We start from the raw sequence: 26,123 nt of genomic DNA on the forward strand, positions 1-26,123 counted from the left end.
GGAGGAACGGAAGCATAAAAAGCCCGTTCGCTCACACACAAAAGAAGGATAACAGGGTATGCATGAAGCACGCCAGTATGAAAAACGCGATACCAATGCCGTGAAGTGCTCGCTCTGCAACCACCGGTGCTCGATCAACGAAGGGAAGCATGGGATCTGCGGGGTCAGGATCAATGAAAAGGGGACGCTGTATGCCGCAACCTACGGGAAGATCAGCGCTGAAGCAGTCGACCCGATCGAGAAGAAGCCGCTCTTCCACTACTTCCCGGGCACGACATCCTATTCCCTCGGGAGCATCGGCTGCAACTTCCACTGCAGGCACTGCCAGAACTGGCACATTTCCCGTGCTGACCTTGAGACGGCACGCCTCCGCACCCTGTCACCGGAAGAGGGCGTGAGCCGGGCTGTTGGCAGTGGTTGTGCAAGCATCTCCTGGACCTACAACGAACCCACCATCTGGCACGAGTACGCGCTCGACATGGGTACGCTCGCCCGTGCCCGGGGGCTGGGCACGGTGTACGTCACCAACGGCTACATCACGGAAGAGGCCCTGCGGGAACTCGCGCCCATGCTTGGGGCATACCGGGTCGACCTCAAGGCATTCACCGAAGATTTTTACAAAAAGGTCTGCGGGGCGCACCTCCAGCCGGTGCTCGATTCGGCAGTGCTCGCCCGCGAACTGGGCATGCATCTCGAGACCGTGACGCTTGTCATCCCGGGCCTGAACGACAGCATGGAAGAGCAGGAGGCACTCATCCGCTGGGTGATCGAACATCTCGGCCCCGACACCCCCATGCACTTCTCGGCCTTCCACCCGGACTACCAGATGACCGACCGGGCCGGGACACCGGTTGCCACCCTGGAGAAGATCTACGAGAAGGCAAAAGCGCTTGGGCTCCACTACCCGTATCTCGGCAATGTTTATCATCACCGGTACGAAAACACCTTTTGTCCGTCCTGCGGGGCCACGCTTATCGAGCGGCGGGGATTCTCCAGCCAGCCCATCGGCCTTGACGGGACCCGGTGCAGGAACTGCGGGGAGACAATTGCGGTCGTGACCCATGCCGGTTGAATGTCAGAACGATACACGGTTCATTGCAGACAGGATGCTTGGCACCCTGACGCGCTACCTCCGGTTCATGGGCTATGACACCGAGAGCGCAAACTCCCTTGAGGAAGGGAATACAAAAGAGGACACCCTCCTTCTCGGGATGGCAAAAGAGCAGCACCGCATCCTCCTGACCCGGGACGCGGAACTTGCACGGCGAGCACAGGGGCAGGCCATTTATCTCCGGTCAGAGGATGTTATGGACCAGGTCCAGCAGCTGATCGATTACCGGGTCATCGAGCGCCGGCTGACCCTGAGCCGGTGCTCGCTCTGCAACACGAAACTCCGGGAAGCAAACACCTGCGAGATCGAACGGACCGGTTACGCCCCCCGCGACTGGAGGAGCACAAGGTTCTACTGGTGCGAGCAGTGCCACAAGCTGTACTGGAACGGCTCGCACGGAAAGCAGCTGGAAACAAGGATCGGGACAGAAAGAAACGAAGAATCCAATAATCTACCCTGAATGCGCAGGCCTCAGATCGCTTCAACCAGCACCTTGTAGAACTTCTCGGAGGCGCCCCGCTCGATCCACGGACGGTGGCCGCACTTCTCCAAAAGGATGAACTCGAAATCCGGAAGAGCCTTTGACAGCGGACCATTCACGCCATCGGCAGGGTGAGGATCCCAGTCGCCGTGAATCGCAACAACCGGGCACCGGATCTCCCGGGACATGTGGAGGATCGCCTGCTTCCTCCGCAGTTCGGCTGCCTCGTCCCAGACACCCCGGAAGACATCGTACTGGCAGTGGAAGCCCTCCTCCGGCACATTGGCCGGGTCGTAGGCGTCGGCACGGGCAAGGAGGGTGCCGAGTTCCGCGAGGAGCGCGTTCTTGCCGGCTTCGGTGGTGCCGTCAAGCCCTTCGATAAGCATATTCACCCGGTCGCGGTCCGTTTTTTTGAGGCGGGCCATCCGTGTCCGGGTGATGGACGCGGCATGCCCCTCCTCAAACGGGGGGCATCCCACAAGGATCAGTTTCTTCACCTGATCGGGATACCGGGCAGCAAGCATCCACGAGAGGAACGCACCCCACGAGAAGCCGATCAGGGTGACGGGGAGCATGCCATGCTGCGACAGGACCGACCGGAGCTCCTGCACCTGTCCTTCGAGCGTTGTCTCTGTCTGGAAGGGTTCGAGCACCCCCGTTACCGATGACAGCTCGCGGGCAACCGGTGCCATCTCCCCCGGTGCTCCCGGCCCGCCGTGGATCACTGCCACGGTATAGGGCCCGGGCCCCCATTTCCGTACCGGCTTCATTGCACGTACCGGTTATCGTGCGGGTGTAATAAAATGTCCTTGGGGATGCAAAAAAGCGGGGGGTCAGCGTGTCCTGCCGGCATGTCTCATCAGCGCGAGCAGGCCGGAAAGGATCTCCTTTGGGGCCGGCGGGTTGCCCGGGATCTTCAGATCGACTGGAACAATCTTCTCTGCCCCGCCGAGCACGGCGTAAGAACCGGCAAAGATCCCGCCGGTGCAGGCATCGTCGCCCACGGCCACCACGAACTTCGGCGACGGCATGGCATCGTAGGTCTTTTGTGCCGCTGCCGCCATGTTGTGGGTCACCGCTCCGGTCACCAGGAGCACGTCCGCATGGCGGGGAGAAGCCACGAACGTGATGCCGAACCGCTCGACATCGTAATACGGATTCGTGAGATTGTTGATCTCGATCTCGGCTGCATTGTCGCTCCCCGTATCAAGTTCGCGGATCGCGAGACTCCCGCCAAACACGGCGTCGACCTCGCGCCGGATCTCCCGGCCCAGTGTCTCGATCTCTTCATCCCGTGCCGGAATGTCAGCTGTTACTTTCCTCTTCAGCAGGCAGGATAGTACGTTCACCATTGTTACGTCACCTCACAGGTCTGTCCCCGCGTAGGACAGGTTCAGGCTCTTGTTGATGAGCGGGAAATCCGGAACAATCTCCCCCTGGACTGCATGTTCGATGGCCAGCCAGTTGCAGTACGAGGCGGTCCGTACCTTGTAGCGTTCGACAACCCCGTTCCGGATCCAGACCCAGCAGAGGCTCTGGCCCCGTGCAGATTCCACGAGGGTGAGAGCATAACCGTCCTTTGCTTCCCATGCCACCCGTACCGGCCCTTCCGGCAGGGAGTCAAGCAGCCGCTCGATCAGGTCGAGCGAGTCCAGGATCTCGGATGCCCGGACGGTAAACCGGGAGAGCACGTCGCCGTCATGCAGCGTCCTGACGGACGGGGGATGGCGGGAGTAGATGCCATAGGGGTGGTCGACCCGGACATCTCCGTTCCCGCCGGAAGCCCGGGCCGTCGGCCCGGTGATGTTGAGCGGCCGGAGGATCGATCTCCGGACCACTCCTGTCGGCGAGAACCGGTCGATGACAGATGCGGTCGAGAGCACGATCTTCAGGCCTGTACGGTACCGTTTCCGGACCTGCCGGACAAACTGCCCGAGCGCCTCAAGATCTTCGGTGCGGATATCGCGGGAGATCCCTCCGGGCACAATCATCCCCCGCAGGAACCGCGAGCCGGTCAGGTGGGCGTTCATCCGGAACACTTCCTCGCGGATCACCGCAAACTGGCTGGCCCCGAGCGGGAAGGCCACGTCCACGAGCATGCCGGCCTGGTCCCCGAGGTGCGAACCGATCCGTTCCAGCTCCATGAGGATGGTCCGCAGGGCCCAGGCCCGTTCCGGCACGTGTGTTCCTGCAATCCTCTCCACGGCGATACAGAAGGCAACGGTGTTTGCCACGGACTCGTCCCCGCTGACCGCTTCGGCAATGCGGACTACGTCCACGGGTAGTCTTCCTTCCGCCAGCTTCTCGACCCCGCGGTGCTTATAGAACATCCGGACCTCGAGATTGAAGATCTTCTCGCCGATAACGCTGAACCGGAAATGCCCCGGCTCGATGATACCGGCATGGACCGGGCCGACCGGAATCTGGTACACGCCATCACCCTGCACGCCACGGAAGGGATACTCCTTGGACGGTTCCACGGAAGGTTTCATCATGGGAGGAATGTTCCCGACACTCTTTTTCAAGGGATGGTAATCATCAGGATAGGTCTCGTGGAGAAGGAGCCTTCGTTCATCGAACGACCCCTCAAATGCAATGCCAAACCCGTCCCGGCATTCCCGTTCGGGCCAGCAGGCCGAGGGCAGGAGCCGGGCAATGGATGGGGCAGAGTTCTCCGTATCCAGGACAACGACAAGGAGGACACCTTTCTTTTCAAAAACATACAGGAGCGAGAACGGTGTGCCGGACGAGAAGTGCTCGGCGCAGAAAAGGCCGATGAGCGCACACTCGCGGGCAGCAAGGGATGTGACAAGCGGCAGGAACTCCGGTTCGCTCAGCCGGAGATACCATTCGCCATTGCATCCTTCCGTGATCCGTTCTGAAAGCGCACCCGGTCCCAGCAGTTCGCGTACCGCCTCTTTCCCCCTGCTCTTCTCTGCAACCATCAGAACATCAGCTCCGCAACGACCTGATCCAGGAACGCCACCTCTCCCGACGTGATGACCGTCCCGAGGATAAGGGTCAGGACAAGGAGGACAATGACAGGAAGGTTCATACCGGCGGGGGTCTGGTAACGGACAATCTCTGCGTGTGCCCCGGGGCCGGATACCTGCGTGAACGTGCGGAGCACGAAGTACCCGAATGCCCCGGCAGCGATGAAGAGCAGGACGAGAAGGATGACCAGGGCAACAGGTGAGAAGCCCGCCAGCTGCACGAGGAGGAAGAACTTCGAGAGGAAGACCGGGAAGAGCGGCATCCCGGTGATGGCAAGGCCGCCAAGGACGATCCCCCATGCCGCAACCGGCTGGAGGGCGAAGACATCCCGCATATCGTCCACCGCATCCGGGGAGAGTGTGCTGTGGTACTGGCGGTGGAGGATACCGGCAGAGAAGAAGAGGCCGGCTTTCGTGAACGCATGGGCCATCACATGGAAGAGCACCCAGAAGATGGCAAGGGGGGTTGCAACCGCGAGCCCGATGAGAAGGATCCCCATGTTCTCGATACTGGAGAACGCGATCAGCTTCTTGAGTTTCTTCTGGGGAAGCATGGACAGGGCCGCGATGAAGACCGTCAGGAGGCCGAAGATCAGGAGCAGGAGCGAGACCGTGGAGACTGCGGTTGTCTGGTGGACGATGGCAAAGACGCGGATGATGCCATAGATCCCCACATTCAGGAGGACCCCGGATAGGATCGCACTCACTGCTGACGGCGCCCGTACATGGGCTTCGGGAAGCCAGGTATGGAAGGGGAATATACCCGACTTTGCGGCAAAGCCGATGAAGATGAGGGCGAATGCCGCGATCACCATGCCGGGCGGGAAGGATCCGGCCTGCTGCATCAGGACGGTCCAGTTGAGGGTGCCGGTACCCACGACGCTCCGCGAGATCTCGAAGAGGAATATGAGGCCGACGAACGAGAAGAGCATGGAGACCGACGCGATGAAGATGTACTTGATAGCTGCATCGATGTTGTCCCGTGCGTACAGGATCGCGACCAGCATGGCGGAGATGACCGTTGTCAGCTCGGTGAAGATCCAGAAGAGGGCAAGGTTGTCCGAGAAGAACGCAAGGACGATGACCAGCAGGAGGAAGGCCCAGGAACCATAGAAGAGCTTCAGGCTCCCCCGGGAAAGTTCCCGCGCCTCGATCAGGTTCTCGACATACCCTCTCGCATAGACCGCGGCGAGAAGGAAGATGACGGTGGCAATGAGCACTTCGTAGATGCCCAGATGGTCGATGAAGAAGAATTCGTTCCCGACCGTAAGCAAGGTCATGGGGATCTGCCCGGAAAGGATGAGCCAGGCCGAGATGCAGAGGAAGATGGCGGCTTCTGCGATACAGGCCGAGTTCATCTGCCGGTGGGTCCGGCCCAGTGCAATGGCGGCAAGCGCCGCTGCCGCGACGAGGACAAAAGCTGCGAGGATCATGGCCCGTCCTCCGTGTCACCCACAAGATGGAAGCGGTGGAGGCGCTGGTGGTACTCTTCGAGCGTGGAGTCGAGGCCGACGGTTAAGATCGTAGTCAGTATCACGAGGATGATGAGGTCGATGATGATCAGGAACTCGATGATGAACGGGAGCTCGGTGACAAACATCCCAAAGAGCAGCACGCCATTCTCCATTGAGAGGTAGCCAAGGACCTTTGTTATAGCCCGTTTCCGCGAGAACGTGACCATCATCCCCATGAGCATCAGGGAGAGGCCGATGACGGCGCCGAAGAAGAAGAGGCTCTCCCGGGCAGGAGTCCCTTCAAGGATATTTGCCAGCGCTATGTAGATGAAGAGAATCAGGGCCATGGAGAGGAGGAGCGAGGTCGTGGGGCTCAGGAAATGGAACTCGATGTCGCGCCGGATCCGGATCCGTTCCTGGATGCTGGCGATGAAGTAGGGGATGACGATCACCTTGCTCACGAACGTTACCGCGGCGATGGCAAGGAGGACGGTCGCGCCCTCAAGCGACCAGAGGGCGAGCGCCATAAGGACAAGAGTGAGCGACTGGAGGGCGTAGACCGATACCAACGAGATGAGGTTCCTTGTCGAGATGATGTAGGCTGCCGTGACTATGACAACCGCAAAGAGGATCCGGATTACTGACTGGATGAGCGCGGGATCGATCATGCGAACACCTCGATGATGATGATGAGCGTGGAGAAGAAGAACGCCATGGCAAAGAGGCTCGGGAGGCGGAAGAACCGCATCTTCGCCATCGAAGACTCAAAGAGGCCGATGATCGCGGCAAGGACCGTGGCCTTGAGAACAAAGAGGACTGCCGCCACCGCGATCGTGCCGATTGCAAGCGTCGTGGTGAGACCGAAGGGGACGATGAGGTTGATTAAAAGCGCCATCAGGAGCGTGAGTTTCACGGCTGCCGAGAGTTCCATGAGCGCCAGGTTCTTGCCGGACTGCTCAAGGATCATCCCCTCGTGGATCATGGTCAGTTCCAGGTGGGTCTCCGGGTTGTCGACCGGGATCCGTGAAGTCTCGACCACGAGGATGATGAAGAGCGAGATCCCCAGCAGGATGAGGGTGGGGGTGGCGGGTGCGCCGGCGGCAGCGGATGCGGCAAACATGTCGAAGACATTTAAGGATTTGAAGACAAAGACCAGCGCGGCAAAGACGATGATGGTCGTTGGCTCGATGATGGCCGAGATGCTCATCTCCCGTGAGCTGCCCATGCCGCCAAACGAACTGCCTGCGTCAAGGCCGGCGAGCGCCATGAAGAACCGGGCAAGCGCGAGGAGGTAGAGCAACAGGATGATATTGCCTATCCCCCCAACCGGCTCGGGAACGAAGACGAGCGGGACGAAGAGTGCGGCGACCAGTACCGCAGCAATGCTCACATAGGGCGTCAGCCGCATGATCCACGAGGAGTGTGACGAGTACACCGTCTCCTTCTTCAGCAGTTTTGCAAGGGTGAAGTAGGTCTGGAAGACGGACGGCCCGCTCCTCCCCTGTGCCCGGGCTTTCACTTTTTTGATAAGGCTGACAAACAGCGGTGCAACGAGCAGCACGGCTGATGTGTTGAGCACCAGGTACAGGCCAAAGGAAAGGTTCATGCCAGCCACCCCAGGAAGACGATGACCGCGATCACGGCGCAGAAGACATAGAGAAGGTACGTGTCAAGGCACCCGCTCTGGAACCGGGAGACCGTCTCCGCGGTCGCATACGAGGCCCGCGCAACGGGCAGGTACAGGTATTCCTCGAATACTTTGATGAGCCGGATCCCGGCATTGCCTCCGGCAAAGATGCAGTTCTTCTGGTCAAAGAACATGCGTTCGTTCTTCATCTTTGTCCGGTACACGGTGGAGAAGATGATGTCGATGGGTTCCGAGAACCCGTGACCGGAGTACTCCATCGCCGGCTGCTGCGAGAGCGTACCGCACCCCCAGGTTCCGGTAACCCGCACGTCCCGGGATGCTGTAAAGAAGAGGGCCGCAAACGTAAGGACGAGCATGGCGAGCAGGAGCAGGCCGACAAGGAACAGGTCGGGCATCGGCACGGTGAAACCGGTGAGGAGGAAGATCTGGGCGGCAAAGAGACCAAGGAGGATACAGGCCGATGCAAGCAGCGCAGGGCCAAACAGCATCAGGAAAGGAACCTCTTCTGCCCTGCCACTCTCCGGAGAGCGGGGGAGCGCTAAAAAGACCGATCCGAACGCCTTGACAAAACAGGCTGCCGAGAGCGCGCTTGTCAGGGCAAAAAGGCCAAGGCAGAGGAAGAGCAGCACCTTGAAGAGCGGGTCTGCCACCGCAATGGAAGAGAAGAACGAGATGAACAGCAACACTTCGCTCGCAAACCCGTTCAGCGGGGGGAGGGCCGCGATGGCAAGCGCACCGACAAAGAACAGCCCGGCAGTGAACGGCATCCGGTGGATGAGTCCGCCCATCTTCTCGATGTCCCGGGTATGCGTGGCATGGACAACGGAACCGGCCGTCAGGAAGAGGAGGCTCTTGAACATGGCGTGGTTGAGGGCATGGAAGAGGGCGGAGAGCAGGCTGATCAGGGCAAGATCAAAAAGCTGGTAACTGGAGAAGATTACATACAGGCCGATACCCATGAAGATGATGCCGGTATTCTCGATGCTGCTGTACGCGAGCATGGCCTTGATATCGTACTCCTTTAAAGCGTAGATGATCCCGAGGACAGCCGTTGCCGTGCCCATGACAAGGATGAGGAGCCCCCACCAGAGTTCCGGTGAGAACACATCCAGCAGGAAACGGAGAAGCCCGTACACCGCGATCTTGAGCATCACGCCGGACATGAGGGCCGATATCGGCGTCGGGCTCGCGGGATGGGCATAGGGAAGCCACTTGTGGAACGGGATGATGCCGGCCTTGATGGAGAAACCGATAAGGAGGGCTACTAAAGCAATGGCCGAAACGGGCGAGACGCCAGCTGGTGCCAGGGCAAAGGATCCTGTCGAGAGGACGAGGAGGACGATACCCAGCAGGACAAAGAGCGTCGAGAGATGGGTCATCACGAAATAGAAGAGCCCGGCCTTCCGCGTCGCGGCACGGGAATAGTCGTACATCACGAGAAGGAACGAGCACCCTGCCATGAGTTCCCAGAAGACCAGGAAGGAGAAGGTGTTGGCTGAAGCCACCACGAGCACCATGGAGAGGATGAACAGGTTCGTGCAGGCAGAGAGGAGATTCCTGCGCAAGCCCCCTTCAAGATGCTCGTTGTATTCTGCCGCATAGAGGGCAACGCATACCGACACCACGGAAATCAGGAGCAGGAAGAAGGCGGAGAGCCGGTCGATGGCAAACGAGAGGGAAAAGCCGGCAACCGGCTGGTACGCAGTCCAGGCAATATCGTTGCCGGTAAGGAGGAGGAAGAGCGAGAGGGCCCCGAGGAGAACAGATCCGGCGATGGTGCAGAGCTGCGATCCGGCCCGGAAGATACGGCGGTCCTGCCATGCGCCGGCAAGGGGCAGGAAGACCCCGACAACAAAGATACCGAGGGAGATGATGAAGAGCCCTGCGATCATGATACGATCACCGGGACCCCGGAAGCTGTGGCGTTCCCGCCGTGAACAGCAAGGCACGATCCAGAAAAAACGCCCGACATTTTAAGAAGTTGCTGATACCGATCCATTGAGATCATCGCGGATATGACTCATCGCAGATATGAATTTAACACGATTATTGCTTAAACATTAAATAACTGGGGGGTTACCGGGCAGGAAAACCACGCTGATTTGACAGGGTACGGGAGATCAGGGTAACCGGAAATTACAACAAAAATGAAAGATTGTGCCCCGATTGCGAAAATCTGGGAAAAGTGGAGTTATCTTACCAGGTGCGCGCCATGGCACCGACGGGATCAGAGCGCGCTATGATGCGAAGCAGCAGAGGAAACTGATGAAAATCCCGGGGATTTTCATACCAGCGCTTTCTCAATCTCCGCCTTTGTCCGGTCAAGGACGATCCGGCCGATCTTGGTTACCCTGCCATTGACCAGGATCATGGGGATGGGCGGGTGCTCGTGCTCGATAATTTCCTTGATATAATTTGGAGTTCCCTCATCGAGAAGGGTCAGTTTCGTTTCCACGCGGTCGCCATACGCTGCTTTCAGGGCATTTGTGAGCGCCTGGAAGGCAGCGACCAGTTTTCCGGAATGGAAGCATTCTTCAAGACCGCAGGTACGGTCATCGTCACAGGGAAAAGGGGAGCACTCCGAGGTCTTCAGGCCGACAACTTCGACCGTTACGGTTCCAGCCATGCCCATGATCTTTGCGGGAAAAGTATAAGAGAATGTTCAAAATGGCATAGTGTATCCTTGCTGGCGCAAAGGGGGGATTATTACAGGGAATAGGCATTCACCATAACACACAATTGTTCAATCGCCCGAAAAAGAGGGTATCAACAATCCTGAAAAAAATTACAGGAACCGCTCGAACCGGTCCTTTTTTGCCTTGCAGACCGGGCAGATGCCCGGGGGCTGATCGCGTGCGCAGAGATAGCCGCATACCTTGCAGCGCCAGACCGGGAACGGGAGGCTCCCGAAGGTTGCCCCTCCACCGACTGCGACCGTCTGGACAGCACGCTCCTTCATCGTTCCCCGCTGGGAGCGGGGCGGGCGGCGTTCGGGAACGGGCGCGACCTTCCGCGTACCGTCTGCGATCGCCTCGCTGACGTACAGGGCGCAGTAACAGGCGCCATGCTCCTCAATGTCCGAATCGCGGTAATCGCAGGGACAGATGATGTCAAGATCCTCTTCTTTTTTCCCGGAAGCCAGCCGGCAGGGGCAGGCCCGGTACCCGTACCGCTGTTCGTTCTTCAGGAGACCTCGGATAAGGTTTTTCACAAACTCTGCATCCGGGTTGAGGAGGTATCCCCCGTCCAGGGCATCCTTCCTGAGAGCATCATATGCCCGGTCAACGTCCTGCTCGCTGATGCCGGTAAACGTCATGGTGCTAGGGCCTCCCGGATCTCCTGCTCACGGAACCCGATGATGACCTTGTTATTGTTGATCACAAGCGTGGGGAATGAGCCGCTGGGATTAAACTTCTCGACCAGCGTAATCGCATCCTCCTGCTCTTTGCCATCCAGAAGATCGACAAAGGTATAATCGAATGCCACTCCGATCTCGCGGAGGAGATCCTTGGTCTTTGCACACCACCCGCATGTGGAGAGCGCGTACAGCACGACGTTTCCCTTGTCCTTTCCGTCAACGTGTTCCATGAAACCGGGTCTCCCTCTGTTGTATGATGGGAAGTTGCGGCAGATAGTATTTATACCCGGGGATAGTGCGCAGAGATATCCGGGAAAAAAGAGTTGTGGATGATTGAGGTTCTGTCTTCACTTCTTCTTCATGATGATCTCGACGTCTTCGAGAAGTGCCTGAAGGTCTTCCTCATGTTCGACTTCCTGCGAGAGGATCGTGAGGAGGATATTGTAGGTGACCGGGTCTTTGTCTTTTGTCTTCTTCATCAGGGAATTGTACGTCTTGATGGCGCACTGCTCGCCCTTGATGTTCTGTTCTAAAATCTTCACGATGAACGGGTCATCCGGGGCATCGTACCCGCAGTTGGTGAACTTGTACCAGTCCTGCGGCTTGGTTATGGGTGTTCCGCCAAGCTGGATGATGCGGGTCGTCAGCAGTGTCGCGTGGTTCAGTTCTTCGGTTGCATGGAGCGTGAGTTCGCTGATGACCGCTTCCTTGTTGGGACCCTTGACAACCTTGGAGCCGATCCAGTACTGGTAGTAGGCGAGCCATTCATCGCAATAGGCCTTGTTGAGCAGGTTCACGATCTCCTTTACGTCGCTTCCGACAATCTTCTGTCCTAGTGTTCCCATATTCTTTCACCTCTGTTCCTTTGCGGTAACGATCCAATATCGGAAGCCATCCTTTAAATGGGTATCCGAACCGGCATGATACGAGCCCAGAAGCCGGCTCCTGCCCGGGGGTAACAGGGAAGATATAAGATCCCGGAAACAGCCTGCCACTGCACTATCGTTAATAACCATTCAGGCATATCTACTATGGAAATCCTGGTGGGGAAAACATGAAGGCAGTTCTGGGTCTTGAGGATGGTCAGTTCGTTGTCGGAGATGGATTCGGTGTTGAGGGCGAATGTTCCGGTGAACTCGTCTTCAACACCCTTATGACGGGATACATGGAGGCGCTCTCCGATCCCAGCTATTTTGGCCAGATCCTGATGTTCACGTTCCCGACAATCGGGAATTACGGTGTCGATGTGCAGAACATGCAGAGCCAGAGTACGAAGGTCCTTGGGGCTGTCTGCCGGGAGATCTGCGATGTCCCGGATTCACGGCCGACAATCCGCGAATACTTTGAACAGAAGAAGCTGCTCGGCATAGCAGGTGTCGATACCCGCAGCCTCACCATCAAGACCCGCGTTCACGGGACAATGCGTGCCGCACTGGTCGTGGGCAGCGATGATGGCACATATGCTGTGAAACTCGCACAAAAATCCCCCTCCATATCAGATTGTGTTCCGATCCCCGAGGTCTCCTGCAAGGCTCCGTACCGCATTCCCGGAAAAGGGAAACGCGTAGCCATTATCGATCTTGGCCTCAAGACCAATATCCTCACCAGCCTTACGCGGAGAAAAGGCGATCTCTATATCTTCCCCCATGATGCTTCCTACGACGATATCTTCGGGTGCGAGCCGGACTGCCTCTTCATAACAAACGGCCCCGGTGATCCTAAAGTTGCAACCAAGACGATTGCCACTGTCAAGAAATGCATCGGGGAACTCCCCATCTTCGGGATCTGCATGGGCAACCAGATCTCTGCGCTCGCCCTTGGCGGCGACACCTACAAGATGAAGTTCGGGCACCGCGGGGCCAACCAGCCGGTCCGGTACCATGACGGCAGGATCTTCATCACCACCCAGAACCACGGGTTCGCTGTCGATGCAGACTCGCTGCCGGAGGGATGTGCAGTCACCTTCGTCAATGCCAACGACGGCTCCGTTGAAGGGTTCGAAAACCAGGACCTGCGGATCAACTGCGTCCAGTTCCATCCCGAGGCCCATGCCGGTCCCCAGGACACGGAATGTCACTATTTTGACGGGGTCTTCAGGAGGCTCGGATAATGCCCCGGAAACAGCATATCAAAAAAGTCCTGATCATCGGGTCGGGCCCCATCCAGATCGGGCAGGCCGCAGAGTTCGACTTTTCGGGGAGCCAGGCCTGCCGGGCAATGAAGGAGGAGGGCGTCAAGGTCGTCCTCGTCAACTCCAATCCCGCCACTATCCAGACCGACCCGGGGATGGCCGATGCCATCTACATCGAACCGCTCCGCGCCGACATCATTGCAAAGATCATCGAGAAGGAGAAGCCGGACGGCATCCTCTCCGGCATGGGCGGGCAGACCGGGCTCAACATGACCGCGGAGCTTGCCGAGAAGGGGGCGCTGAAGGATGTCGAAGTTCTGGGGACGCCTCTCGAAGCGATCTACAAAGGCGAGGACCGGGAGAAGTTCCGGTCCCTCATGCAGGAGATCGGCGAGCCGGTGCCAAAAAGTGTCATCCTTACCGGGCTCAACCAGATCGACGAGGCCATCTCCGCCATCGGCCTTCCGGCAGTTGTCCGGCCGGCTTATACGCTCGGTGGCGCCGGCGGTGGCATTGCCCATACCCGCGAAGAACTCACGAGGATCGTGGAACTGGGGCTCTCGCGCTCGCGGATCCACCAGGTCCTGATCGAGGAGAGCGTGCTTGGCTGGAAGGAGATCGAGTTCGAGGTGATGCGGGACTCTGCCGACACGTGTATCATCATCTGCGGCATGGAGAACGTAGACCCGATGGGCATCCACACCGGGGAGAGCGTTGTCGTTGCCCCCATCCTTACCCTTCGCGACGACGAGTTCCAGATGATGCGCAGTGCGGCGATCAAGATCATCCGGGCGCTCGATGTCCAGGGCGGCTGCAACATCCAGTTCGCGTTCCGGAACGGGGACTACCGCGTCATCGAAGTGAACCCGAGGGTTTCCCGATCCTCTGCCCTGGCATCCAAGGCAACGGGCTACCCGATAGCACGGGTTTCGGCAAAGATCGCGATCGGGCTCCGGCTGGACGAGATCACCAACACCGTCACCGGCTGCACACCCGCATCGTTTGAACCCGCTATCGATTACATCGTCGTGAAAGTGCCTCGCTGGCCGTTCGACAAGTTCAAGGGCGCCGACAGGACGCTCTCCACCGCAATGAAGAGCACCGGAGAGGTCATGGCCATCGGGAGGACGATAGAGGAGGCGCTCATGAAGGCGAAGCGCTCGCTCGATACCGATGTCCAGAGCCACACGAGCCCAAGCGAGATCCGGATGATCCTCACCCGCCCCACCGATGAGAGGTTCCACTGCCTCTTTGACGCGTTCCGTCAGGGCTTCACGGTCGATGAGATCCTCCAGCTGACCTCCATCACCCCATTCTTTCTGGAAAAGATCAAGAATATCGTTGACGTGGAAAAACGCCTTGCGGAAAAGGCCTGCGCAAAGGAGGACATCATCCAAGCCAAGAAGTACGGATTCTCCAATACCGAGATCGCCCAGATCTGTGGAAAGTCCCCTGCCGAGATCGATTCCCTTGTTGCCCCCCCGGCCTACAAGATGGTGGACACGTGCGCTGCCGAATTTCCGGCAAACACGCCCTATTTCTACTCAACGTACGAACCACAGTCCGAGATCATACCAACCGAAGGCAAAAAAGTCCTCATCCTCGGATCCGGGCCAATCCGTATCGGCCAGGGAATCGAGTTCGATTACTGCACGGTCCATGCCGTGCAGGCCCTGCGGGAGGAAGAGGGAGTTAGGGTCCATATCGTCAACAACAACCCGGAGACCGTGTCGACAGACTTCGATACCTCGGACCGGCTCTTCTTCGAACCCATGCAGCTCGAGGACGTGGCAAACATCCTCAAATCCGACACCTATTATGGCGTCATGGTCCAATTCGGCGGGCAGAATGCCGTCAACCTTGCCGTGCCGATCGAAAACGAAATCCGCAGGCTGGGCCTCTCCACACGGATCCTCGGGACGAGCCCGGATGCCATGGATATCGCCGAGGACCGCGACCGGTTCAGCGTGCTCTTAAAGAAACTCAGCATCCCCTGCCCGCCCAATTCCTCAGCCTATTCTGAGGCGGAGGCAAAAGCAAAAGCAGCGCAGATCGGGTACCCGGTGCTCGTCCGGCCGTCCTATGTCCTCGGGGGCCGGGCAATGGAGATTGTCCACGATGAGCGGGAACTCGATACGTACATGAAGGAGGCGGTCCGGGTCAGCCGGAACCACCCGGTCCTCATCGACTCATACCTTCAGAATGCCGTAGAGCTGGATGTCGACGCTGTCTGCGATGGCGAGGATGTCCTAATCGGCGGTATCATGGAGCACATCGAACAGGCCGGTATCCACTCCGGCGACTCCGCCTGCGTAATCCCAACCCAGTCACTTCCCCCGGAAGTCATTAACACCGTGAGGGACTACACGAGGAAACTTGCCATCGGCCTTGGGGTCGTGGGGCTTGTCAACCTCCAGATGGCCGTAAAAGACAATACGGTATACATTCTCGAAGCAAACCCCCGCGCGAGCAGGACCGTCCCGTTCGTGTCAAAAGCAACGGGCATCCCGATTGCCAAGATTGCCGCAAAAGTCATGATCGGCAGGAAGCTGCGTGACCTCGGGTATAAGGAGAGGGAGATCGGGCATGTGGCAGTGAAAGAGGTACTGCTCCCCTTCAACAAGCTCAACGGTGTCGACACCATGCTCGGGCCCGAGATGAAGAGCACGGGGGAGGTCATGGGCATCGACTACGATTTCGGCCTCGCGTTCTACAAGGCCTGCATCTCGGCCGACAACGAGCTGCCGCTCAAGGGGAACATCTTCATCTCGGTCAACATGGAGCAGAAAGACGAGGTTATTCCCATTGCCCGTAAACTGCAGGAACTCGGCCTTACGTTGTACGGGACCGAGGGCACCGTCGATTACCTGCATGACGCGGGCATTGAGGCACACCTTGTGCGGAAAGTCCAGGAAGGGTCACCCAATGTCCTTGACATGATGCGGCACGGGGAGATCCGGCTCATCATCAACACCCCGCAGGACAAGCAGTCGCGCCAGGACCACTACCAGATCATGCGGGCGGCAGTGGACTTCCAGATCCCCTATATCACGACCCTCCAGGCAGCGCGGGCAGCAGCCCTTGCCATCGATGCTATCAAGCGCGAGAAAGTAACGCTTGAACCCATCAGCCATTATCTCAAATAATTGGGCCTGAATCGGAAAAATCGTCATTATTTAAAGATTTTACCGATTTCCGGTTCTTTCACCTGCCCGGGAGCAGGCTTGCTGTCCTGAAATTTTTCAACCATAAAAATTGAATATCCTTATATACCGAAATAACAAAAAAAGATGCATGAAGAAATTATTCGTTGTTCTTGCGATCCTGTTTATCGGGATTCTGCTTGCGGGATGCACATCCCAGCAGGCAGCACCTGCGACCGCCACCCCGACCCCCACGCCCGTCCCCACGGTAGTTGCAACTGCAGTCCCGACCGCTGAACCCACCAAGGAAGTCGTTGTTGTCGTTGTCAACAAGACCCCCGAGGCAACCGCGACAGCCACCCCTGCCCCGGTCCCGACCTACACGATCACATTCACCCAGGACCTGACCATTATCCCCGATGGAACAGCCTATATCAAGGCAGGCACGAAGGTCATCTGGCAGAACACCGACCCCTACAAGCCCCACACCATCCAGGCAAATGATGTAATTACCGGCCAGTACTTTGGCAGCACCAACCCCATCGAGATCCCGTACGGCGGCAGCTACTCGGTAGTCTTCGACAAGGCCGGCTCCTACGACTACACGACCGGACCCTTCCAGCCCCAGACTGAAGCAAAGATCGTAGTCACTGCGTAACCACGATACCCGGGTTCAGGAATTCCAGCCTGAACAACTTTTTTGTTCTTCTTTAGGTGATCTCTTTTTATCACACGGCACCCGCATATTCCCGCAGGCCTGCCCCCTGAACATATATTCTGGTACTTCCAAGTAGTACAGCATCAATGAGAAAACAGGTGTAAAATGGGGAAAGGCACGATTGTCCTTGCATATTCCGGCGGGCTCGACACCTCGATCTGCATCCCGCTCCTAAAAGAGAAGTATGACTATGACCGCGTGGTCACGGTTGCCGTGAATGTCGGCCAGCGGGACGAGGAGATCGACGTTGCCACAGAAAAGGGCAAAAAACTCGCCGACCGCCACTATACCATTGATGTCCGGGAAAAGTTCGTTGCCGACCACATCTTCCCGGCAATACGGGCCAATGGTTCCTACGAGGGATACCCCATGGGGACGTCCCTTGCACGGCCGCTCATTGCCGAAGAGGTTGTCCGGATCGCAAAGAAAGAGAAGGCAACCGCCATCGGCCACGGGTGCACCGGGAAGGGCAACGACCAGCTCCGGTTTGACTTCATTATCCGCAGTGCAGGCCTCGAGGTCGTTGCCCCGATCCGGGAGCTCAATCTTACCCGGGACTGGGAGATCGACTATGCAAAGAAGCATAACATTCCCGTACCGGTGAAGAAAGACAAGCCCTGGAGCATGGACGAGAACTGCTGGAGCAGGAGTATTGAAGGGGGCCGCCTCGAAGACCCGGCATTCCACCCGCCCGAGGAGATCTACCTCTGGACAGTCTCACCGGAAAAGGCTCCGGCTAAACCAGAGAAGATCACGCTGAGCTTTAAAAACGGAGTCCCGGTCGCCCTGAACAAGAAGAAACTCTCCGGGTATGACCTGATCCAGAAACTCAACGTTCTCGCCGGAAAACACGGGATCGGGCGCAATGATATGATTGAGGACCGCATCCTTGGCCTCAAGGCCCGCGAGAATTATGAGCACCCGGCAGCAACGGTCATCCTTACAGCCCACCGCGATCTCGAAGGCCTGACCCTGACACGCCAGGAGCTCGTCTTCAAGCGGATGGTGGACGACAAGTGGTCGGAGCTCGCCTACAAGGGACTTGTCTACGAACCCCTGTACCATGCCCTCAATGCGTTCGTAGAGACCACGCAGAAAAGGGTCAACGGAACCGTTGATCTGGAACTGTACAAGGGCAGCGTGAGAATCCTCGGGAGGTCGTCACCGGATGCGCTCTACTCAAGCGATATGGTCTCGTTTGACAGCGACTCGATTGACCAGTGCCATGCGATCGGCGTCTCCCAGTATTTCGGCATACAGGCCCGGATGGTCAGGCAGATGCAGAACAAAAAGCGATAACCCTTTTTTCCGCTATCGGCAACAAACCGTTCCCTCTTTTCAGCTCTCTCCCGAGGGTGCTTCCCGCATGGAAAAAGCGAAATGTATATGGAGATACAGACAAGAATCGGAGTATATGAGCGCCGGTTTTTTCTCCCGTTTCACAAGACCCAAACCCCACATTGTCGAGAACCCGCCTCCGCCGTCAATCACCCATGGCGCCGGGATGAACGTCCCTGAATACAAGAACAAACCCTACTTCATCGTCGGCTCCGTGGAGATGGGCAATACCACGACAAAATGTATCCTCACCGGCGTGAGCCTCGATACCGGCATGTCGTACGTGATCAACAAGACTGTCAGCATGAGCCGGGATATCCGTCCCCCGAAACCCGGTGAGGCGATCTTTGGCGCAACGCTTGACGGCACCGAGCTGACCCGCGAAGCGGTGACGGAACTCGTACGGGACACGCTCCTCAAGTGCCACAGGGACGCACACCTGGATATCAAAAACGAACTGGATTTTGTTGTCAGGAGCACAGGGGTCGTTGCTGAGATGGATTCCCCGGACCAGGTCGGGGACTTTGTCATCTCCCTTGCAAACGGCTGCCTTGTTGCCGGCGTCCCGCCCCGAAAGATGACACCCCCGATGTCAAAAGAGAACCAGGCACCAAAACTCCAGCCGTACAGTTTTGCCGACAAGGTGGTCTTTGTCGGGGCAGTGGCCGGTGTTATCCCCCCGGTTGGCTCGACCGGTGTCGAGATGGTGGCAAACGAGATGGAAGGGGAGCTTGCAATGGCGGGGATCAAGGAAGGTGCGAAATGGACCCCGGTCGACTTCCGCAATCCCTGCGTAACGATAGACTTTGGGACAACCCTGGACGGGAGGATCACAAGCGATGTCGCCCCTGATGCGGAGAATCCCTTTGCCAAGACAGTGGGGAACTTCTGCGGCCTTGCCGGGGCGATCCCGGATGCTATCGTCCGGGGTACCGGCCTTGTCCACCAGCGCACGGGCACGGCGCTTGACGTCTTCGGCGAGCACAGCATCACCGGGGGCCTGTTCTCCCGGAGCAACCGCAGGATCGTGGACGAACTGGTGGACCGCTGCCACGAGCACATCGATATCCGCATCGTGCCACCAGAACGGAACCGTTTCGGGCGTGTGCCGGTCAATGCACGGGTTGCCTATGAATCGGGAGTTGCCATGATTGGCTGTGACTGCGGGGAGAATTCCAGCGACCTCCCAAAACTGGTTGAGATCGGGGCCGAGATCCACAAGAATCACTCGCTTGCAACCTTAAACGAGGTGGTGGACCGGGTCTGCACCCGGATGGCCCTGCGCCTGATCGATGTTGCCGTTGAGCAGGGGCTGGTTTTGAAGAACTCCTCGATCGGGTTTACCGGCCGGGCTGCCATCTCCGGCAGGAAACCGGAATATATCCTTGAAGGGATCACGGAGCGGAACCTTTTTTATAAACCGAATGACCACGTTGTCTTTGTCGATGACGGTCTTGCCCGGGGCGCGGCCCTCATGGGCAGGTGCATGAACTCACTCGGAAAGCCCAAAAACCCAATAGGTGGGGTCCGTGGAGGCCCATGTATTATGAGCCGCCGAATCAAAATAGGAAAGTAACACTGGTGCATTATGACTGCCGAGAACGATACCACCGAACAACTGTATGATGTCCTCGTACCTCCCGGCGTACCGCAAAAACTTATCATCGAAATTTCGAGAAAGTTTGATGTAAAGGTCGTGGAACGCAAAGAGAGACTGTCCTTTGCAAACATGGAGGGGGATGAACGCAATCTTCTGGCGTTTCGGGGAAAGCTCGATGTTGTCCAGGAAGTTGAAAAATATATGAAAGACCAGCTCATGGCATATATTGAAAAATAATTTTCTATTTCTGAAAATTCATTTATCCAGTTAAACAGAACACGCTTATACCTTGTATTTCGATTGTTTTTTCGGCCTTACTTTTTCAGTCTTAAAGAAGCAGCAGCATTTAAGTGCAGGCACTTGTATCATTAATGGATATCAGGCATTATCGGTATCGCGTATGGTGAAAGGGCAGGTTATTTTTTCAGCAGCCGAACCAGCAGCGCTTTCTGCGCATGGAGGCGGTTTTCCGCCTCATCCCATACCAGGCTCTGGCCACCTTCCATCACTTCGTCCGTGATCTCCTCCCCCCGGTGGGCGGGAAGGCAGTGGAGGACGCGGGCATCGGGAGATGCCAGTTTCATCAGGTCGGCGTCGACCGTGTAATCGCCAAAGAGCTTCAGGCGCTCATCGCGCTCATCCTCGTCACCCATCGAGACCCAGGTATCCGTGACAATGACCTCTGCATCCTTCACGGCCTTCTCCGGCTCGCGAATGAGTGTCACCTTTCCGCCGAGTTCCTGTGCTTTTTTCACGTATTCCGGAACAGGTTCGTACCCGACCGGAGTCGATACCGTTACCTCGAGGCCCGTAAGGACCGTTGAGAGGATCAGGGAGTGGCAGACATTGTTCCCGTCGCCCACCCAGGTGACCCGCAGGTCGCGGGTAGAGCCGAAGTGCTCCTGCATGGTCATGATATCGGCAAGGAGCTGGCATGGGTGTTCCATATCCGAGAGGCCGTTGATGACCGGGATCGTCGCAAACCGTGCGAACTCTTCGATGGTGCTGTGTTTGTAGGCCCGGATCATCAGGGCGGAAACATAGCGGGAAGCCGCCCGTGCAGTATCGCGGATCTCCTCGCCCCGCCAGATCTGCATGTCGCGGGCATTTAAAAACAGGGCATGGCCGCCCAGTTCGTTCATCCCGACCTCGAACGAAATATGGGTCCGGGTCGAGGACTTCTCGAAGATCATCGCGAGGGTCTTTCCCGCAAGAAGGGGGTGGGTGGTGCCGGCCTTCTTCTGGCGCTTGAGCTGGTGTGCTTCAGAGAGCAGCTGCTCAAGCTCGGGCTCGCTGATATCGAGGATGGATATGAAGTCCTTGTTCATCGAAGTTCCCTCATGTGGGCAATGCGTTTCTCCAGCAGTTCCTTTGTCCCGATGTCCCTGCGGTGCCGGACTTTACCTTTGACACCTGATGCAGCCTGCTCAGCGGCCTGTTCTGCCTGTTCCAGGGTCTCGCCGATGCCGACAAAGGCAAGGGTACGGGAGGTCAGGGTGACGAGCTCGCCATCCCGCTTCTCGACATTGGCATAATAGAGGAGGGCATTGTCATGGGATTCAAGCGTGATGGCATCCCCGGCTTGGGGAGCCTCGGGATATCCTTCCGGGACAAGGTACTTGCAGACTGTTGCCTGCCGGTCGAATGTTACGTGCGAGGGGAGAAGGGTGCCATCGGCAATGTGGTGCACGATCTCCGTGAGGTCCGATGTCAGGAGGGAGAGGACGTTCATCGCCTCGGGATCGCCAAACCGGGCATTGAACTCGATCACCTTGGGGCCGTCACGGGTGTTCATGAACTGGCCGTACAGGATCCCCTTGTAGGGCCGGCCCGTGCGTGCCATGGCGGCAACAGCGGATTTCATGATCCCGATGGCCTTCCGGTAGTCCGTGTCCGTGACGAAAGGCAGCATGTGGCCCGGCATCGAGTACGAACCCATGCCCCCGGTATTCAGGCCGATGTCTCCCTCGAATGCCCGCTTGTGATCCTGCACGAGCGGCATCGGGACGAGGTGGGTGCCGTCGACAAATGCCTGGAGGGTAAATTCCTCGCCAAGGAGGCGTTCCTCCAGCACGGCCTCGCCATTCAGGGACTTCACGTACCCGATGGCGCCGTCCCGGTCAACCTGTTCTCCCATGATCCGGACGCCCTTGCCACCGGTCAGCCCGATGGGTTTGACAACGAGATCGCCTTCGAAGGACTGGATGAATTCCACGGCTTCATCCGTATTATGGAAAACCCGGTATTTCGGGCACCCGTCGATGGCATTGCGTTCCATCATCTCACGGCAGAAGGCCTTGTCCGTCTCGATCCGGGCAGCGGACTTCACCGGCCCCACGCAGGGAATCCCCACCTCTTCGAGAGCGTCCACAATCCCGGCTTCCAGGGGTGCCTCGGGGCCGATGAAGGCATACTCCAGCCCCTTCTCCCGTGCATAGGAGACGATCCGCCCGACATCGGTCTCCTTTGCAGGGAGGATGTCCTTTGCAATGGCTTCAATGCCGGGATTGCGTTTTGCCATGACCGAGAAGACTTCGGTGGTCGTGTTGCGGGCAAGGGCAGCAGCTATCGCATGCTCCCTTCCACCCCCGCCTACAACAAGGATCTTCATAGTACCTTCCTAGTTTACGCCCGGAATAAAAATGTCTTCTCTTTCATCTGTTCAGGAGTTCGGAGATCCGGACAAGAGGGAGGATTGTTACGCCATGCGCGGCAAGCAGGGCCCCGGCACCCTGTTCACGGTCAACCACCGTCACCACGCGGTCTGCTCTCGCCCCGGCGGCACGCAGGACGTTGATCCCGTGCAGGGCAGATCCACCGGAGGTGGTCACATCCTCGACAAGGAGGACGTTCTTATCCTTCACGTCGCCAATGACAAGGCTCTTCTTCCCGTGGTCCTTCTCCGCTGCACGGATGATTGCGTAGGGTTTCTTTTTGGCAATGGACGTTGCAACACAGAGCGGGACACCGCCGACCGCCACCCCGGCAACAACATCGAAATCGTATGCAGATGCGACGGATTCGGCAACCGCAGAGAGGAGTTCTGGCCGGGTGACTGCGGTCTTTACATCAACATAATACGTGCTCTTTGCACCGGACGCGAGGGTAAAGTCACCGAACTCGATCGCCTTGAACCGGATGAGCATCTCTGCAAGGGCGTTGTTTACCATGGAACCTCCTTGACTTTCAGAACATAGCCGATGATATTGGTGGCACGGTGAAGCAGCGGCGTAAGGATGAGGATGCAGATGAACGAGAGGAGCGTGACCTCGGAAAAGAGCCACGCCGGGCTGAACACCAGGAGGAGCAGGAATGCACCTGCAACAAGGTCATACTGGTCGGCAATTGGCCACTTCGCTCCCCGCTCCTTCCCGAGCCGGCGCTTGAAGAAACTCTTGGCAAGGTCGCCGAGCAGGGCACCGACCGAAAGAAGTGCCACTGATAGGAATGTCTGCTGTGGAAGCATGCTGATATCATAGGCCCCAGAAGCCCAGATCTGGAGGACTCCCACCGCGACCCCGGCCATGATACCGGCAAACAGCCCCCTCCAGGTCTTCCCATCGCCAAAAAACCGCCTGCCGTCACGGTACTGCCTGCCGGCATCGATGGGCGCACCTCCCCCGCACAGCGCAGCAACGGGATTCGGGAGGTATGCCGGCAGCATGATCCACAGGGCTGACAGCAATGGTATTATGAAGGAATCAACGCTAATAATGTAGCACTCCAATACCTGTAATAAAGAGCAGATAGAAAGATTAAGGTTACTAAAACCGGAATTCCTTTTCGGAACCTTTCGATAGCATCCTCAGGTGGAAAATAATGCTGATAAAGAAGACACGGGGTCTCTGTCCCACATGCAGAACTGTTGTGGACGCGGAGATCGTTGAGGAGGAGGGGAAGGTCTGGCTGAAAAGGACCTGCCCTTCCCACGGGAGTTCCCGGCACCTCTACTGGTCCGATGCACAAATGTATCACCGGTTCCAGGAGTATGATGCTGTTGGAAACGGGATAGCAAATCCCCAGAACACTGCACCAGCAGAAAGCTGCCCGACGGCATGCGGACTCTGCAACAACCACCACTCCCAGACACTGCTGGCGAATATCGACCTCACCAACCGCTGCAACCTGGACTGCGACTTCTGCTTTGCCAATGCCCGGGCATGCGGGTTCGTGTACGAGCCTGGCTTCGATGATGTCGTGAAGATGCTCCAAGTACTCCGCGACGAGAAACCGGTGCCGGCACCGGCAGTCCAGTTCTCCGGCGGCGAGCCCACGATGCGGGACGACCTCATCGAGATCATCAAAAAAGCCAAGTCCATGGGCTTCCCGCAGGTCCAGATTGCGACAAACGGTGTCAAGCTGGCAAAAGACCCGACCCTTGCCCAGCAGCTCAAGGACGCCGGGCTGAACACGGTCTACCTCCATTTCGACGGTGTCAGCAAGGAGACAAACCCGTTCCTTGCCATCCACGAGAAGGCGCTCGCGAACCTGAAAAAAGTCGGGCTCGGGACGGTCCTTGTGCCGACCGTGATCCGCGGGCGGAATGACAAGGAGGTCGGCGACATCATCCGGTTTGCCATCGACAACATCGCCGTGGTCCGCGGGGTCAATTTCCAGCCCGTTGCCTTCACGGGTGCGGCAAGCGACGAGGACCTCCAGAAATCGCGGATCACCATTCCCGACCTCCTCAAAGAGATCGAGCAGCAGATGGGCGGGATCTTAAAGAAGGACGACTTCTACCCGGTCCCGTGCGTCCTGCCATTCTCGGACCTGGTCGAGGCGTATACCGGCCGCCCGCAGGTCCGGTTCACCGCCCACCAGCACTGCGGGGCAGCGACGTATATCTTTGTCCGGCCGGAGGGGATCGTCCCGGTCAACCGCATGGTGGACGTGGACGCATTCTTTGAGTCTGTCCAGCACATGGCAGAGACGCTGAAAAAAGGCGGCGCGATCAACAAGTACAAGGCGCTCCTTGAAGGCGTGAAGAACATGCACAATTCCGTAAAGAAGAGCGAGCATTCCAATACCACGGAATTCTGGAAGCTGATCAGCAAGTCCTTAATCGGGCAGAACTTCGATGCACTCCGCGAGTTCCACTGGAATGCCCTCTTCATCGGGACTATGCATTTCATGGACAATTACAACTACGATATCGAACGGGTCCAGCGGTGCTGTATCCACTATGCCACACCTGACGGAAAACTGATCCCGTTCTGTACGTACAACAGCGGGCCGGTTTATCGCGAGCAGGTCTGGAAGAAGTACGCGAAACAGCCTGAGTAGTAATTCTCTTTTCTCCGGCAGTTTCGTGATCAGCAGACCACAAAGGACTGCCATTTTTCATCCATACGTTTATCTGGATATCCCCATCACAGGTTTTTATGGGATTCAAAGAACACATTCCGGACTGCATTCTTATCCTCCTCTCAATCCTCATTGCCCTTCTTGCCGGCTCGCTGCTCCAGGGCATCGGCGGCCACTGGGCGGTTATCATCGCACTCGTGGTCCTCTTCATCCTGCTCTATTTCGATGCCCGCTTCCGGGGGTGGACCGCCCCGTTCACCCTGCGCGTTGTCAGGTCATCTGCACTGAGTGAACTGTTCTTAAGCCTGACACTGATTACCGCCGGCCTTGCCCTTTCCTGGTTTTTGGGAGTAGTCGTCAGCAGGACTTATTCTGAGGTGGAAGGTGTTCTTGTCAGCCTCTGCGCATTCGGTGTCCTGATGCTTGTCGTTTCATCAGGCCGGAACTGGCAGTAACTTTTCTTGCGAGGCGGGCCCCCGCCCGGAAACCCGGGCGGTGCGGGGTCTGCTGCATACTCCCCCTCCCCATCCGGGCCCCTGCCCGTTTTGTCATACTCTGACAATCACGACGAAGAATGTTCTCCTGCTGAATGGCAGAGCTTCCATACTGTCACCATACATCCGTTGTCATAGGGAGGTGTCAGGTATACCCCCCCGGATGCATGCAGGGGGGTATGATCGATGTGAAACGCGGAGGGGGGAGGGGGTATGCCGGATACCCCCCTGTCCACTTCCAGGATGTACACACTGCTGCACACAGGATCCTTCACGGTTTTCTATGGAGTCTCCGTCGGGCAACGGTTGCACGTATCTACCCAAAAATGATATGGGGGGGTCTGTTCCGG

The 26,123-nt window shown here is 57.7% G+C and carries 25 protein-coding genes; 10 read left to right on the forward strand and 15 right to left on the reverse strand.

The genetic code is table 11. The annotated features are described in order from the left end of the window. Positions 1–58: 58 nt before the first annotated feature. Together amrS and METFOR_RS10260 are read left to right on the forward strand one after the other, a co-directional pair. Positions 59–1,072: an AmmeMemoRadiSam system radical SAM enzyme gene (gene amrS / locus METFOR_RS10255; protein WP_015286067.1), complete on the forward strand. Its 1,014-nt coding sequence runs from the start codon at positions 59–61 to the stop codon at positions 1,070–1,072. Beyond that, a complete protein-coding gene (locus METFOR_RS10260; RefSeq protein WP_015286068.1) occupies positions 1,062–1,571 on the forward strand; it encodes a Mut7-C RNAse domain-containing protein in 510 nt (169 codons plus the stop codon). The genes amrS and METFOR_RS10260 overlap by 11 nt, the downstream gene beginning before the upstream one ends. Before the next feature lie 11 nt (positions 1,572–1,582). On the opposite strand, the gene METFOR_RS10265 is transcribed toward METFOR_RS10260, so the two are convergent. From METFOR_RS10265 to METFOR_RS10315, 11 genes are all read right to left on the reverse strand, one after another. Then, positions 1,583–2,362, reverse strand: a complete 780-nt coding sequence (locus tag METFOR_RS10265; RefSeq protein ID WP_015286069.1) for an alpha/beta fold hydrolase — start codon at positions 2,360–2,362, stop codon at positions 1,583–1,585. A 63-nt stretch (positions 2,363–2,425) separates the two neighbouring features. Further along, complete coding sequence (locus tag METFOR_RS10270) at positions 2,426–2,944, reverse strand: NADH-quinone oxidoreductase subunit B family protein (RefSeq protein ID WP_015286070.1); 519 nt, start codon at positions 2,942–2,944, stop codon at positions 2,426–2,428. Positions 2,945–2,956: 12 nt separating this feature from the next. Beyond that, positions 2,957–4,537 carry a hydrogenase large subunit gene (locus tag METFOR_RS10275; protein WP_015286071.1) on the reverse strand — a complete coding sequence of 527 codons (1,581 nt, stop codon included), beginning with the start codon at positions 4,535–4,537 and terminating at the stop codon, positions 2,957–2,959. Next, entirely contained in the window at positions 4,537–6,018 is a 1,482-nt protein-coding gene (locus METFOR_RS10280; protein ID WP_015286072.1) for a proton-conducting transporter transmembrane domain-containing protein, read from the reverse strand. The genes METFOR_RS10275 and METFOR_RS10280 overlap by 1 nt, the downstream gene beginning before the upstream one ends. Beyond that, positions 6,015–6,707: a hydrogenase 4 membrane component (E) gene (locus tag METFOR_RS10285; protein ID WP_015286073.1), complete on the reverse strand. Its 693-nt coding sequence runs from the start codon at positions 6,705–6,707 to the stop codon at positions 6,015–6,017. The genes METFOR_RS10280 and METFOR_RS10285 overlap by 4 nt, the downstream gene beginning before the upstream one ends. Further along, entirely contained in the window at positions 6,704–7,645 is a 942-nt protein-coding gene (locus METFOR_RS10290; RefSeq protein WP_015286074.1) for a respiratory chain complex I subunit 1 family protein, read from the reverse strand. Before METFOR_RS10290 ends, METFOR_RS10285 begins: the two co-directional genes overlap by 4 nt. Continuing rightward, complete coding sequence (locus tag METFOR_RS10295) at positions 7,642–9,579, reverse strand: proton-conducting transporter transmembrane domain-containing protein (protein ID WP_015286075.1); 1,938 nt, start codon at positions 9,577–9,579, stop codon at positions 7,642–7,644. Before METFOR_RS10295 ends, METFOR_RS10290 begins: the two co-directional genes overlap by 4 nt. Positions 9,580–9,971: 392 nt before the next feature. Then, on the reverse strand, positions 9,972–10,319 hold the full coding sequence (locus tag METFOR_RS10300) for a hypothetical protein (protein WP_015286076.1): 348 nt from the start codon (positions 10,317–10,319) through the stop codon (positions 9,972–9,974). Between the two features lie 153 nt (positions 10,320–10,472). After that, positions 10,473–11,003: a ferredoxin-thioredoxin reductase catalytic domain-containing protein gene (locus METFOR_RS10305; protein WP_015286077.1), complete on the reverse strand. Its 531-nt coding sequence runs from the start codon at positions 11,001–11,003 to the stop codon at positions 10,473–10,475. Next, positions 11,000–11,275 carry a glutaredoxin family protein gene (locus METFOR_RS10310; protein WP_015286078.1) on the reverse strand — a complete coding sequence of 92 codons (276 nt, stop codon included), beginning with the start codon at positions 11,273–11,275 and terminating at the stop codon, positions 11,000–11,002. Before METFOR_RS10310 ends, METFOR_RS10305 begins: the two co-directional genes overlap by 4 nt. 117 nt (positions 11,276–11,392) lie before the next feature. Beyond that, entirely contained in the window at positions 11,393–11,890 is a 498-nt protein-coding gene (locus METFOR_RS10315) for a ferritin-like domain-containing protein (protein WP_015286079.1), read from the reverse strand. A gap of 209 nt (positions 11,891–12,099) precedes the next feature. Here METFOR_RS10315 and carA point away from each other — a divergent pair, with 209 nt between their 5' ends. The 6 genes from carA to METFOR_RS10345 all read left to right on the forward strand — a co-directional run bounded on the left by carA (position 12,100) and on the right by METFOR_RS10345 (position 20,212). Then, positions 12,100–13,155 carry a glutamine-hydrolyzing carbamoyl-phosphate synthase small subunit gene (gene carA, locus METFOR_RS10320; protein ID WP_015286080.1) on the forward strand — a complete coding sequence of 352 codons (1,056 nt, stop codon included), beginning with the start codon at positions 12,100–12,102 and terminating at the stop codon, positions 13,153–13,155. After that, positions 13,155–16,322, forward strand: a complete 3,168-nt coding sequence (gene carB / locus METFOR_RS10325) for a carbamoyl-phosphate synthase large subunit (RefSeq protein WP_015286081.1) — start codon at positions 13,155–13,157, stop codon at positions 16,320–16,322. Before carA ends, carB begins: the two co-directional genes overlap by 1 nt. A 148-nt stretch (positions 16,323–16,470) precedes the next feature. Further along, positions 16,471–16,977, forward strand: coding sequence for a cupredoxin domain-containing protein (locus METFOR_RS10330; RefSeq protein ID WP_015286082.1), 507 nt, complete (start codon positions 16,471–16,473; stop codon positions 16,975–16,977). 165 nt (positions 16,978–17,142) lie between these two features. Then, complete coding sequence (locus METFOR_RS10335; RefSeq protein ID WP_015286083.1) at positions 17,143–18,336, forward strand: argininosuccinate synthase; 1,194 nt, start codon at positions 17,143–17,145, stop codon at positions 18,334–18,336. Between the two features lie 115 nt (positions 18,337–18,451). Then, on the forward strand, positions 18,452–19,951 hold the full coding sequence (locus tag METFOR_RS10340; protein ID WP_015286084.1) for a methanogenesis marker 14 protein: 1,500 nt from the start codon (positions 18,452–18,454) through the stop codon (positions 19,949–19,951). Positions 19,952–19,963: 12 nt separating this feature from the next. Then, on the forward strand, positions 19,964–20,212 hold the full coding sequence (locus METFOR_RS10345) for a hypothetical protein (protein WP_015286085.1): 249 nt from the start codon (positions 19,964–19,966) through the stop codon (positions 20,210–20,212). 179 nt (positions 20,213–20,391) lie between these two features. Here METFOR_RS10345 and argF read toward each other — a convergent pair whose 3' ends face one another. From argF to METFOR_RS10365, 4 genes are read right to left on the reverse strand one after another with little or no spacing between them, the layout of a single operon-like run. Beyond that, positions 20,392–21,303, reverse strand: coding sequence for an ornithine carbamoyltransferase (argF, locus tag METFOR_RS10350; protein WP_015286086.1), 912 nt, complete (start codon positions 21,301–21,303; stop codon positions 20,392–20,394). After that, positions 21,300–22,586, reverse strand: a complete 1,287-nt coding sequence (gene purD / locus METFOR_RS10355; RefSeq protein ID WP_015286087.1) for a phosphoribosylamine--glycine ligase — start codon at positions 22,584–22,586, stop codon at positions 21,300–21,302. Before purD ends, argF begins: the two co-directional genes overlap by 4 nt. Positions 22,587–22,629: 43 nt before the next feature. Beyond that, positions 22,630–23,145 (reverse strand): orotate phosphoribosyltransferase, encoded by a 516-nt coding sequence (gene pyrE / locus METFOR_RS10360; RefSeq protein ID WP_015286088.1) that lies wholly within the window; start codon positions 23,143–23,145, stop codon positions 22,630–22,632. Beyond that, complete coding sequence (locus METFOR_RS10365; RefSeq protein WP_015286089.1) at positions 23,139–23,639, reverse strand: CDP-2,3-bis-(O-geranylgeranyl)-sn-glycerol synthase; 501 nt, start codon at positions 23,637–23,639, stop codon at positions 23,139–23,141. Before METFOR_RS10365 ends, pyrE begins: the two co-directional genes overlap by 7 nt. A 155-nt stretch (positions 23,640–23,794) precedes the next feature. On the opposite strand from METFOR_RS10365, the gene tes reads away from it, so the two are divergent. Together tes and METFOR_RS10375 are read left to right on the forward strand one after the other, a co-directional pair. Further along, positions 23,795–25,258 (forward strand): tetraether lipid synthase Tes, encoded by a 1,464-nt coding sequence (gene tes, locus METFOR_RS10370; RefSeq protein ID WP_015286090.1) that lies wholly within the window; start codon positions 23,795–23,797, stop codon positions 25,256–25,258. 98 nt (positions 25,259–25,356) lie between these two features. Next, on the forward strand, positions 25,357–25,734 hold the full coding sequence (locus METFOR_RS10375; protein ID WP_015286091.1) for a hypothetical protein: 378 nt from the start codon (positions 25,357–25,359) through the stop codon (positions 25,732–25,734). Positions 25,735–26,123 lie beyond the last annotated feature (389 nt).

The organism is Methanoregula formicica SMSP, assembly GCF_000327485.1.
Taxonomy (GTDB): domain Archaea; phylum Halobacteriota; class Methanomicrobia; order Methanomicrobiales; family Methanospirillaceae; genus Methanoregula; species Methanoregula formicica.

What these genes read in the sequence shown, in the direction of transcription:
- amrS (WP_015286067.1), top strand. Translation starts at nt 59, where the DNA reads ATGCATGAAGCACGCCAGTATGAAAAACGCGATACCAATGCCGTGAAG.
- argF (WP_015286086.1), bottom strand. Translation starts at nt 21,303, where the DNA reads ATGAACAAGGACTTCATATCCATCCTCGATATCAGCGAGCCCGAGCTT.
- tes (WP_015286090.1), top strand. Translation starts at nt 23,795, where the DNA reads ATGCTGATAAAGAAGACACGGGGTCTCTGTCCCACATGCAGAACTGTT.
- METFOR_RS10330 (WP_015286082.1), top strand. Translation starts at nt 16,471, where the DNA reads ATGAAGAAATTATTCGTTGTTCTTGCGATCCTGTTTATCGGGATTCTG.
- METFOR_RS10270 (WP_015286070.1), bottom strand. Translation starts at nt 2,944, where the DNA reads ATGGTGAACGTACTATCCTGCCTGCTGAAGAGGAAAGTAACAGCTGAC.
- METFOR_RS10280 (WP_015286072.1), bottom strand. Translation starts at nt 6,018, where the DNA reads ATGATCCTCGCAGCTTTTGTCCTCGTCGCGGCAGCGGCGCTTGCCGCC.
- METFOR_RS10335 (WP_015286083.1), top strand. Translation starts at nt 17,143, where the DNA reads ATGGGGAAAGGCACGATTGTCCTTGCATATTCCGGCGGGCTCGACACC.
- METFOR_RS10345 (WP_015286085.1), top strand. Translation starts at nt 19,964, where the DNA reads ATGACTGCCGAGAACGATACCACCGAACAACTGTATGATGTCCTCGTA.
- METFOR_RS10365 (WP_015286089.1), bottom strand. Translation starts at nt 23,639, where the DNA reads ATGCTGCCGGCATACCTCCCGAATCCCGTTGCTGCGCTGTGCGGGGGA.
- METFOR_RS10275 (WP_015286071.1), bottom strand. Translation starts at nt 4,537, where the DNA reads ATGGTTGCAGAGAAGAGCAGGGGGAAAGAGGCGGTACGCGAACTGCTG.
- METFOR_RS10305 (WP_015286077.1), bottom strand. Translation starts at nt 11,003, where the DNA reads ATGACGTTTACCGGCATCAGCGAGCAGGACGTTGACCGGGCATATGAT.
- METFOR_RS10295 (WP_015286075.1), bottom strand. Translation starts at nt 9,579, where the DNA reads ATGATCGCAGGGCTCTTCATCATCTCCCTCGGTATCTTTGTTGTCGGG.
- carB (WP_015286081.1), top strand. Translation starts at nt 13,155, where the DNA reads ATGCCCCGGAAACAGCATATCAAAAAAGTCCTGATCATCGGGTCGGGC.
- METFOR_RS10300 (WP_015286076.1), bottom strand. Translation starts at nt 10,319, where the DNA reads ATGGGCATGGCTGGAACCGTAACGGTCGAAGTTGTCGGCCTGAAGACC.
- METFOR_RS10340 (WP_015286084.1), top strand. Translation starts at nt 18,452, where the DNA reads ATGAGCGCCGGTTTTTTCTCCCGTTTCACAAGACCCAAACCCCACATT.
- METFOR_RS10310 (WP_015286078.1), bottom strand. Translation starts at nt 11,275, where the DNA reads ATGGAACACGTTGACGGAAAGGACAAGGGAAACGTCGTGCTGTACGCG.
- pyrE (WP_015286088.1), bottom strand. Translation starts at nt 23,145, where the DNA reads ATGGTAAACAACGCCCTTGCAGAGATGCTCATCCGGTTCAAGGCGATC.
- METFOR_RS10265 (WP_015286069.1), bottom strand. Translation starts at nt 2,362, where the DNA reads ATGAAGCCGGTACGGAAATGGGGGCCCGGGCCCTATACCGTGGCAGTG.
- METFOR_RS10285 (WP_015286073.1), bottom strand. Translation starts at nt 6,707, where the DNA reads ATGATCGATCCCGCGCTCATCCAGTCAGTAATCCGGATCCTCTTTGCG.
- purD (WP_015286087.1), bottom strand. Translation starts at nt 22,586, where the DNA reads ATGAAGATCCTTGTTGTAGGCGGGGGTGGAAGGGAGCATGCGATAGCT.
- METFOR_RS10260 (WP_015286068.1), top strand. Translation starts at nt 1,062, where the DNA reads ATGCCGGTTGAATGTCAGAACGATACACGGTTCATTGCAGACAGGATG.
- METFOR_RS10315 (WP_015286079.1), bottom strand. Translation starts at nt 11,890, where the DNA reads ATGGGAACACTAGGACAGAAGATTGTCGGAAGCGACGTAAAGGAGATC.
- carA (WP_015286080.1), top strand. Translation starts at nt 12,100, where the DNA reads ATGAAGGCAGTTCTGGGTCTTGAGGATGGTCAGTTCGTTGTCGGAGAT.
- METFOR_RS10290 (WP_015286074.1), bottom strand. Translation starts at nt 7,645, where the DNA reads ATGAACCTTTCCTTTGGCCTGTACCTGGTGCTCAACACATCAGCCGTG.
- METFOR_RS10375 (WP_015286091.1), top strand. Translation starts at nt 25,357, where the DNA reads ATGGGATTCAAAGAACACATTCCGGACTGCATTCTTATCCTCCTCTCA.